5 protein-coding genes, 3 tRNA genes and 2 pseudogenes (1 of these 10 only partly in view) are annotated in these 8488 nt (G+C 56.3%); 9 read left to right on the forward strand and 1 reads right to left on the reverse strand.

Annotated features, from left to right (window positions below; translation table 11 throughout):
• The first annotated feature begins 40 nt into the window (after window positions 1-40).
• From birA to JJN09_RS29470, 9 genes and pseudogenes are all read left to right on the forward strand, one after another.
• A complete protein-coding gene (birA, locus tag JJN09_RS29425) occupies window positions 41-994 on the forward strand; it encodes a bifunctional biotin--[acetyl-CoA-carboxylase] ligase/biotin operon repressor BirA (protein WP_249484904.1) in 954 nt (317 codons plus the stop codon).
• Window positions 984-1733, forward strand: coding sequence for a pantothenate kinase (locus JJN09_RS29430; RefSeq protein ID WP_249484905.1), 750 nt, complete (start codon window positions 984-986; stop codon window positions 1731-1733). The genes birA and JJN09_RS29430 overlap by 11 nt, the downstream gene beginning before the upstream one ends.
• A gap of 7 nt (window positions 1734-1740) precedes the next feature.
• On the forward strand, window positions 1741-2166 hold the full coding sequence (locus JJN09_RS29435; protein ID WP_249484906.1) for a hypothetical protein: 426 nt from the start codon (window positions 1741-1743) through the stop codon (window positions 2164-2166).
• Window positions 2167-2309: 143 nt separating this feature from the next.
• Window positions 2310-2394 (forward strand) — tRNA-Tyr (locus JJN09_RS29440).
• Window positions 2395-2419: 25 nt separating this feature from the next.
• Window positions 2420-2493: transfer RNA gene (locus JJN09_RS29445), tRNA-Gly, on the forward strand.
• 26 nt (window positions 2494-2519) lie between these two features.
• Window positions 2520-2595, forward strand: a tRNA-Thr gene (locus JJN09_RS29450).
• Between the two features lie 100 nt (window positions 2596-2695).
• Window positions 2696-4852: a calcium-binding protein gene (locus tag JJN09_RS29705; RefSeq protein ID WP_302851935.1), complete on the forward strand. Its 2157-nt coding sequence runs from the start codon at window positions 2696-2698 to the stop codon at window positions 4850-4852.
• A 60-nt stretch (window positions 4853-4912) separates the two neighbouring features.
• Window positions 4913-6937: a calcium-binding protein gene (locus tag JJN09_RS29465; protein ID WP_249484907.1), complete on the forward strand. Its 2025-nt coding sequence runs from the start codon at window positions 4913-4915 to the stop codon at window positions 6935-6937.
• A gap of 358 nt (window positions 6938-7295) precedes the next feature.
• Window positions 7296-7409: pseudogene (locus JJN09_RS29470) on the forward strand (hypothetical protein); the annotation flags it as partial.
• 315 nt (window positions 7410-7724) lie between these two features.
• Here the strand turns inward: JJN09_RS29470 and JJN09_RS29475 are convergent.
• A pseudogene (locus tag JJN09_RS29475) lies at window positions 7725-8488 on the reverse strand (beta strand repeat-containing protein); its annotated part runs 1486 nt beyond the window's last position; the annotation flags it as partial.

The raw sequence follows: 8488 nt of genomic DNA on the forward strand, positions 1-8488 counted from the left end.
GCATGGCTATTATTCGGCCTCATTTTGAGGTGAGACAGGCATGCTGACGTTGTTGAACCTTCTGAGGGATGGGCGATTCCATTCCGGTCAGACCCTGGGCGCTGCCCTGGGGATTAGTCGAAGTGCAGTGTGGAAGCAGCTTCAGCATCTGGAGGCTGAGCTTGGGTTATCAATACATAAAGTTCGAGGGCGGGGCTATCAGTTGGCCTCACCATTGGCGTTGCTTGATTCAGTCAAGATAGAGGAAAGTCTAACCGGCTGGTCTGTGAGTGTCTTCGACTCAATCGACTCTACTAACGCCGAATCGTTGCGCGCCGTTGATCGGGGTCAAATGGCGCCCTTTCTGGTGCTGGCGGAGCGACAAATTTCTGGACGTGGGCGTAGAGGTCGCAAGTGGGTCAGTCCGTTTGCCGAGAATCTCTATTACAGTCTCGTACTGCGTATAGATGGTGGGATGCGTCAAGTTGAAGGGCTGAGTCTTGTTGTGGGTCTTGCGGTCATGCAAACCCTGCGTGCACTTGGGGTGCCAGCTGCGGGGCTGAAGTGGCCCAATGATGTTTTGGCTGGGCGGAAAAAAGTCGCCGGAATCTTGCTGGAGCTGGTCGGGGATCCTGCTGATGTGTGTCACGTAGTGCTGGGTGTTGGCATTAACGTGAACATGCAAGCTACCGACGAAATCGATCAACAGTGGACTTCAATGAGGCTCGAGTCGGGAAGAGCTTGCGACCGTAATATTCTGGCGGTTGAGCTGAGTAAGCAGTTACAGCTTTATTTACAGCGTCACCAATCAGGCGGTTTCTCTGCGCTTCAGGCGGAGTGGCAAGCGAATCATTTGTGGCAAGGGCAGATGGTCACTCTGACTGCCGGTATTAATCAAATAGATGGTGTGGTGTTGGGGATCGATAATCAAGGTGCTCTGCGGCTGAATGTGGGTGGTGTGGAAAGAGTCTTTAGTGGCGGTGAGCTCAGCTTGAGGCTGCGTGATGATTCTTGAGCTCGATTGTGGAAACAGCTTTATCAAGTGGCGGGTGCTGAGTGATGAGTCAGGCGCCCTGGTCGCGGAGGGGGTGGTTGACTCTGATGAGGCATTAGTCGCCAGTCTTCGCTCGGCTGATAAATTGTCTCTAGCTAAATGCCGCCTTGTCAGTGTAAGAACAGAAGAGGAGACCAATTTGCTGATTGGTTTTCTCAGGCGTGAGTTCGGTATTTCCGTTGTCCGTGCGACCCCCGCTCGCGAGATGTCCGGCGTCAAGAATGGCTATGACGACTACGAGCGCCTTGGGCTCGATCGCTGGCTGGCGATGCTGGGTGGCTTTCATTTGGCCAATGGCCCTTGCGTGGTCCTGGATTTCGGGACGGCGGTGACCGCTGACTTCATTGCGGCGGATGGTGAGCACCTAGGGGGCTTCATTTGCCCCGGCATGCCGCTAATGCGAAATCAATTGCGTACGCACACTCGCAAGATTCGCTATGGGGATCTTGCGGCGGAGCGGGCACTGACCAGTCGGGCTCCTGGGCGCAATACGGTTGAGGCGGTGGAGCGAGGTTGTTCGCTGATGCTGAGAGGGTTCGTATTGACTCAGTTGGAAATGGCGCGATCCTACTGGGGGGAATCTTTCAGCATTTTTGTCACTGGTGGAGATGCTGAACTGGTGTCGGATGTTGCACCGGGCGCCCGAGTCGTTTCCGATTTGGTGTTCGTAGGTTTGGCTATGGCATGTCCTTTGTCCTGAGGTTTGTATGCGTTGGTTGTTTCTCCTACTTCTGGTACTCAATGTTTTTTATTACGTCTGGCATCAGCAGGAGGCTCCATTGCGTGCAAAGGATGTCACGCCTCTCAGTCTTTATCGTGGTTCGCAGCAAGATATCCGTTTGCTGAGTGAGGCTGGTGATGCCTCGCGAGGTGCGAAGGCCGATGGGCAGTGTCTATATATAGGTGGTTCGGGTCGTCCTGAAACTGCGCAGGCGCTGGAACAGCGCTTGAGTGAGCTTGGTGCGAAAGCTCAGCCTTTGCCGAAAGATCTTTCCAGCAATGCATATTGGTTCCGAATCACGCCTGAAACCCAGCGTTTCCTGGGCGACGCTCAGTTACAAAACCTTTCCAAGGAATTCAATGAGTTAAAACATAAAATAATGCTGTGCGAGGGGGTTGCACCTGCGGAATAGTTTGCATAGAATGGCGCCCGCTCCACAGCGAAGACCTGAAAAGGTTGAAGCAGTAGGGCGATGTCAAAGCAGCTAACCTCAGGTTTTTAAATGAGAAAATGCTTGACAAGGGTTTGGCATAGTATAGAATGCCGGCCTGATTAGGAGGGGTTCCCGAGCGGCCAAAGGGATCAGACTGTAAATCTGACGTCTACGACTTCGAAGGTTCGAATCCTTCTCCCTCCACCAGATTTTAGCGTGGGCTGCAGGCTCCGCGGGTATAGTTTAGTGGTAGAACCTCAGCCTTCCAAGCTGATGATGCGGGTTCGATTCCCGCTACCCGCTCCAAGTTTGCAGGTTGTGCAAAGTGTTACGCTCTTGTAGCTCAGTTGGTAGAGCACACCCTTGGTAAGGGTGAGGTCAGCGGTTCAAATCCGCTCAAGAGCTCCATATAACAAGGCAGATATGAAAATATCTGCCTTTGTTTTAATGGCTAGGGTTGTTTGCTTATTTCTTCTGTGAGGGGTGATATCGATGGCTAAGGAAAAATTTGATCGTTCCCTACCGCACGTCAACGTCGGGGACTTTCGAGGGCGGCGCGGGCGATGATGTGTACATCATCAACGGTGCTGGCGGCACGGTCATCGAGCAGGTGGGTGGCGGCAATGACGAAGTGCGCACCAACTACGGTGTGCAAGGTCTCAACGCCAACGTTGAACGCCTGACCTACACCGGTACTGGCGCGTTCACCGGTTACGGCAATGCCAGCGACAACATCATCACCGGTGGCATCGGCAACGACACCCTGTTTGGTGGCGACGGCGCAGACCAGTTTATCGGCGGCGCCGGGTTCGACATCGCGGGCTACACCGACAGCACCGTTGGTGTGACCGTCAACCTGAAGACCGGCGTGCACAGCGGTATTGCCACCGGCGATACCTTCGTCGATATCGAAGGGATCCGTGGTTCGAACTTCAACGACACCTTCGTCGCCGACAGCCGGGCGATTGCCTTCGATGGCGGCGCGGGGAACATGGACACCGTGGACTACTCGACCTCGGCTGCCGCGATCAACGTCGACATCCGCTACAACACCCCAGGGCGTGCAGGCATCGGTGGCGACGCCGAAGGCGATACCCTGATCAACATCGAGAAGGTCATCGGTACTGCATTCAACGACACCTTCAGCATTGACCTGCTCACGGCGACCTTCGAAGGCGGCGCGGGTGATGACGTGTACATCATCAACGGCGCGGGCGGCACGGTCATCGAACAGGTCGGCGGCGGCAATGACGAAGTGCGTACCAACTACGGCTCGCAAGCTCTCAACGCCAACGTTGAACGCCTGACCTACACCGGCACTGGCGCGTTCGTCGGTTACGGCAATGCGATCGACAACATCATCACCGGCGGCATCGGCAACGACATCCTGTTCGGTGGTGACGGTGCCGACCAGTTCATCGGTGGCGCGGGCATGGACACGGTCGGCTACACCGACAGCACTGTCGGCGTGACCCTGAACTTCAGGACCGGGATCAATTCCGGAATTGCCGCGGGTGACACGTACTCGAGCATCGAGAAATTCCTCGGTTCCAAGGCCGGCGATATCTTCATCGGTTCCAGCACCGCCATGGCCATGGATGGTTCCGACGGTGTCGACCTGGTCAGCTATGAACAGTCCGACAGCGCCGTGACCATTGACCTGAAAACCAATGTCAACGCGGGTGATGCTGCTGGTGACACGTTTGCCGGTTTCGAGATTTACCAGGGCAGCAACTTTGACGACACCTTGTCCGGATCGATCTACACCGACATTTTTGTCGGTGGCGCAGGCGCCGACCGGATCGACGGACGTGAAGGGTTCGACAGTGCGTGGTACGTCAACAGTTCTGCCGGCGTGAACATTAACCTGTCAACCAACGTCAATCAGGGTGGTGACGCCCAGGGTGATGTCCTGCTCAATATCGAACGGGTAGTGGGCAGCCATTTCAACGACACGATCACAGCCAGTGCAGTCGGCAGCCTTCTGGAAGGTGGGCTGGGTAATGACGTGCTGTACGGCGGTGATGGTGGTGACACCCTGTATGGCGGGCTGGTATCCCCGATCGCGCCGTTCGCTGTGCCTGGCGTTGCCAGCGGCCCACAAGCGGACTTGATGTATGGCGGTAATGGCGACGACTACATCTACAGTGCTGCCGACGACGTTGGAACCATCGCCTATGGCGAGGCTGGCAGAGACACGATCGTTGTTGTCCATGGCAAGGCCGACGGCGGTGACGGTAACGACACACTGACGGGCACGGGCAACAACTTCGTGTTGCTGGGCGGGGCGGGCAATGACTTGCTCAACCTTGGCCTCAAGAACCTGTCCGTAGGGCGTGCGCCTGCTGACGGCTATGCCAACGGTGGTGAAGGTGATGACACGTATATCGTCAACACCGGCCTGCTGGTGACCATTCGTGACGACGGCCACAGCACCAATGACACGCTGATCCTGAACAACGTTCAGTCAGCCGCGACGTTGCAACTGGCGCGAGTCGGCGATGACCTGTACCTCAATGACGGCTATTTCCCTGTGTCGGATCCAACCGCCCAAGGTGTCAAATTGCAGGGCTGGTTCGCGGGTGGTAATACCATCGAGCACTTCCAGGCGTCCAACGGTGATGTTCTGCCGATCAATGGCGACGGGTTTGCCATGTTTGGCTGATTCATCTGCCTTGCGTTTATCGAAGGCATGTTGAGCTGAAACGAAGGGAGGCCGATCCAGGTGGATCGGCCTCCCTTTTTTGCACCCGACGTTCGCATTTGCATCAATTCCGATACATTTTTTCTGACGCCTCTCAAGGAGCGATTGATTCCTGTCGATATCAACACATTCGTTGGTCTTAACGTTTGCTGCAATGACGTGTGGTCGACACGCGAACCGGTACTGGTTTCACAACAAGGCAGGGAAGAAACAATGGCGGTAATAAACGGGACAAACGGCGCGGATACGCTGACAGGTACCAGTGGTGATGACGAGATAAATGGATGGGCGGGCAATGACATCCTGATCGGCGGAGCCGGTGCGGACAAGTTGAATGGTGGTGAGAATTTCGACACGGTCGATTATTCAGCGTCCGCAGCGGGGATCAACATCGATATTCGGCCGGGTACCGGTTTGGCAGGTGTCGGTGGTGATGCACAGGGCGATACGCTGACGGGTATCGAAAAGGTCATCGGTACCGCATTCAACGATACCTTCACCACCGAAGCTTCTCTCTTTGCTACCTACGAGGGCGGCACCGGCGATGACATTTACTATGTCATGGGTGGCGGCATTTACTATGTCATGGGTGGCGCTGTGACCGTCATCGAGCAGGCTGGCGGTGGTAACGATGAAGTACGGGTCAGTTACAAGGATCACGTGCTGGCGGCGAACGTCGAGCGCTTGACCTACACCGGCACGGCTTCGTTTACCGGTTGGGGTAATGCCGGTGACAACATCATCACCGGCGGCAACGGCAACGACGTGTTCTATGGCGGTGGTGGTGCCGACCAGTTCATCGGCGGCGGCGGCATGGACACCGTGTCGTACCTTGACAGCACCGTGGGCGTCAGCGTCAACCTGACAACCGGGATCAATACCGGGATCGCACTGGGAGATACCTTCAACAGTATCGAAGCGATGCGTGGCTCAAATTTCAACGACATCTTTGTGGGCGGAGCTACCGCACTGGCACTCGATGGCGGTACAGGCTTCGATCTGGTCAGCTACGAGTCGTCCGCCAGTGGTGTCACTATCGACCTGAAAACCAACGTCAACGCTGGGGATGCCGCTGGCGATACCTTTACCGGGATAGAGATCTTCCAGGGCAGCAATTTTGCCGACACCCTGTCCGGTACTGCGATCAGCGACAACTTCGTCGGTGGCGGTGGCGCCGATGTGATTGACGGTCGTGAAGGGATCGACACCGTCTGGTACCTCAACAGCACCGCGGCGGTGAACATCAATTTGCAAACCGGCGTCAATCAGGGCGGCGATGCGCAGGGCGATGTGCTGATCAACGTCGAGAGCATTATCGGCACACACTTCAATGACATTCTTACCGGAAATGCGTTGGTCAACGTGCTCGAAGGCGGTCTCGGCAATGACACCATTTATGGCGGCGATGGCAATGACGTCATCTACGGCGGCTTAAACACCCAGCCCGGGCCATTCGCGGTCGACGTGGCTGCCGCTGGCCCACAAGCCGACATGTTGTTCGGCGGCAATGGCAACGACAAAATCATCAGTGCTCCGGACGACCGTGGCACCATCGCCTATGGTGAAGCCGGAAATGACACGGTTTATGTCGTCAGTGGCACCGCAGATGGCGGGGAAGGTAACGACGATCTGCTCGGTACGGGCGCGAACTTTGTCCTGCTTGGCGGTGCGGGTAATGATGCGTTGACCTTCGGCGCCCTGGGTACTGCGCCTGGGCAGATGAAGGCCACCGGCTTCGCCAATGGTGGAGAGGGGGATGACACCTATTTCGTCAACACCGGCATGTTGGTGACGATTCGGGATGACGGGCTCAGCACCAATGACACCTTGATCCTGAATAACATCCGCTCGGCCAGTACGTTGCAGCTGGCACGGGTTGGCGATGACCTGTACCTCAACGATGGCTATTCCCCGCCGTCCGATCCAACCGCCCAAGGGGTAAAACTGGTGGGCTGGTTCGCTGGTGGCAACACCATCGAGCACTTCCAAGCGGCCAACCGTGATGTTCTGCCGATCAATGGCGATGGGTTTGCCATGTTTGGCTGATTCAATTGCCTTGTGTTCATCGAAGGCATGTTGAGCTGAAACGAGGGAGGCCGATCCAGGTGGATCGGCCTCCCTTTTTTGTATCCTTCATGGATTACCGGGAAAGACACTCTTGATCTTCCTGAAGAAGAGCTTGCGGGCCGGGTAACTGTAGGCCATCCGCTTGATGACCATTATCCGATTGATATTCCTTCCAGCGAATATTTCATTTTCGAGCCATTTTTCCTTGCGAAGAGCTCAAGCGCAGAGCGTTTTCTGTCGATATCAACACATTCGTTGTTCCAGAAAAATGCGCCGCGATAACGAGTGATCGCCACGCGGGCCTGTACCGGTTCACAAACAAGGCAAGGAAGAAGTAATGGCAGTTATAAACGGGACAAACGGCGCGGATACGCTGATCGGTACCAGTGGTGATGACGAAATAAATGGCTTGGGTGGCAATGATCTGATCACGGGGAGTGCCGGAGCGGACAAGATAAATGGCGGGGCGGGTGTCGATACAGTTGACTATTCGGCGTCTTTTGAAGGTGTCAACGTTGAGGTGCGATTTGGCACTGGCATGGTCGGCAAGGGTGGCGATGCCGAGGGCGATACTCTGACCGGAATCGAGAACGTGATCGGCTCGGCGTTCGACGACATCCTTAGCACCGGCCCTGATCACACAGCGACCGCCATTCGCCTGGAAGGTGGTGCAGGTGATGACATCTACTACATCAACACCGGTACGACACCGACCATCGTGGAACAGGCCGGTGGTGGCAACGACGAAGTGCGTGTGACCGTGATCACCGTCCAAAGCAGTGATCGTGAAAGTACCGCTCTGAGTCAGGGCGGTGGCATCCGGTGCGCTGCCGGTGCTGAGGTTTTTCTCGAAAACGGTGAGTTCACCACCGTTCACGTCGAGGCCGTTGATGGTCACCGGATCGTCGTTATTGTGGATCTGCAGCACGAGGTTCGCGGTGCTGGTGTCACCGTCCGAATCAGTGATCGTGTAGGTGAAAGTTTCAGTGCCGTTGCCACCGCCGTGCAGCGCTTTGAAGTCCGCATCGTTAGGGTTGACGGTGTAGGTGTAAGTGCCGTTGGCATTCAACACCAGGGTGCCGTAAGTCCCGGTGAAGGTTCCGGCAGTGATCGGGCCAGCGTTGGGGCCGGTCGGGACGCGGTCGGCGCCTTGCACGTCGTTGGTCAGCACGTTGCCGGTCAGGGTCAGGTTGGTTTCCGAAGCTGTGCCAGCGTTGCTGTCATCCACGCCTTTTGGCAGGTCGTCGACGATGTTGACGTCGAGATTGGCATTCGCGGTGGTGCCGTTGTCGTCCACCACGGTGACAGCGAACTGTTCGCTCAGGGTGTTGGCGCCGTTGGCGGTCGGGTGTGCATCGTTGTGATCCAGGGTGTAGCTGTAGCTCACGACACCAGTGGTGGCGTTAAACCCGGTGATCGTCAGCGTGCTGCCCAAAGGTGTGGTGACCGATTGCGGGAAGCCTGCGGCTACGCCATTAGTCACCACGGCGATGCCGCCCACAGTCAGCGTTGTCACACCATCCAAAGCAG

Origin of the sequence: Pseudomonas sp. HS6, assembly GCF_023375815.1 — a bacterium.
In the GTDB taxonomy this organism is placed as follows: Bacteria; Pseudomonadota; Gammaproteobacteria; order Pseudomonadales; family Pseudomonadaceae; genus Aquipseudomonas.

Bases quoted from the DNA above. Each gene is read 5' to 3' on its own strand.
- birA (WP_249484904.1), top strand. From the start codon at position 41: ATGCTGACGTTGTTGAACCTTCTGAGGGATGGGCGATTCCATTCCGGT.
- JJN09_RS29430 (WP_249484905.1), top strand. From the start codon at position 984: ATGATTCTTGAGCTCGATTGTGGAAACAGCTTTATCAAGTGGCGGGTG.
- JJN09_RS29435 (WP_249484906.1), top strand. From the start codon at position 1,741: ATGCGTTGGTTGTTTCTCCTACTTCTGGTACTCAATGTTTTTTATTAC.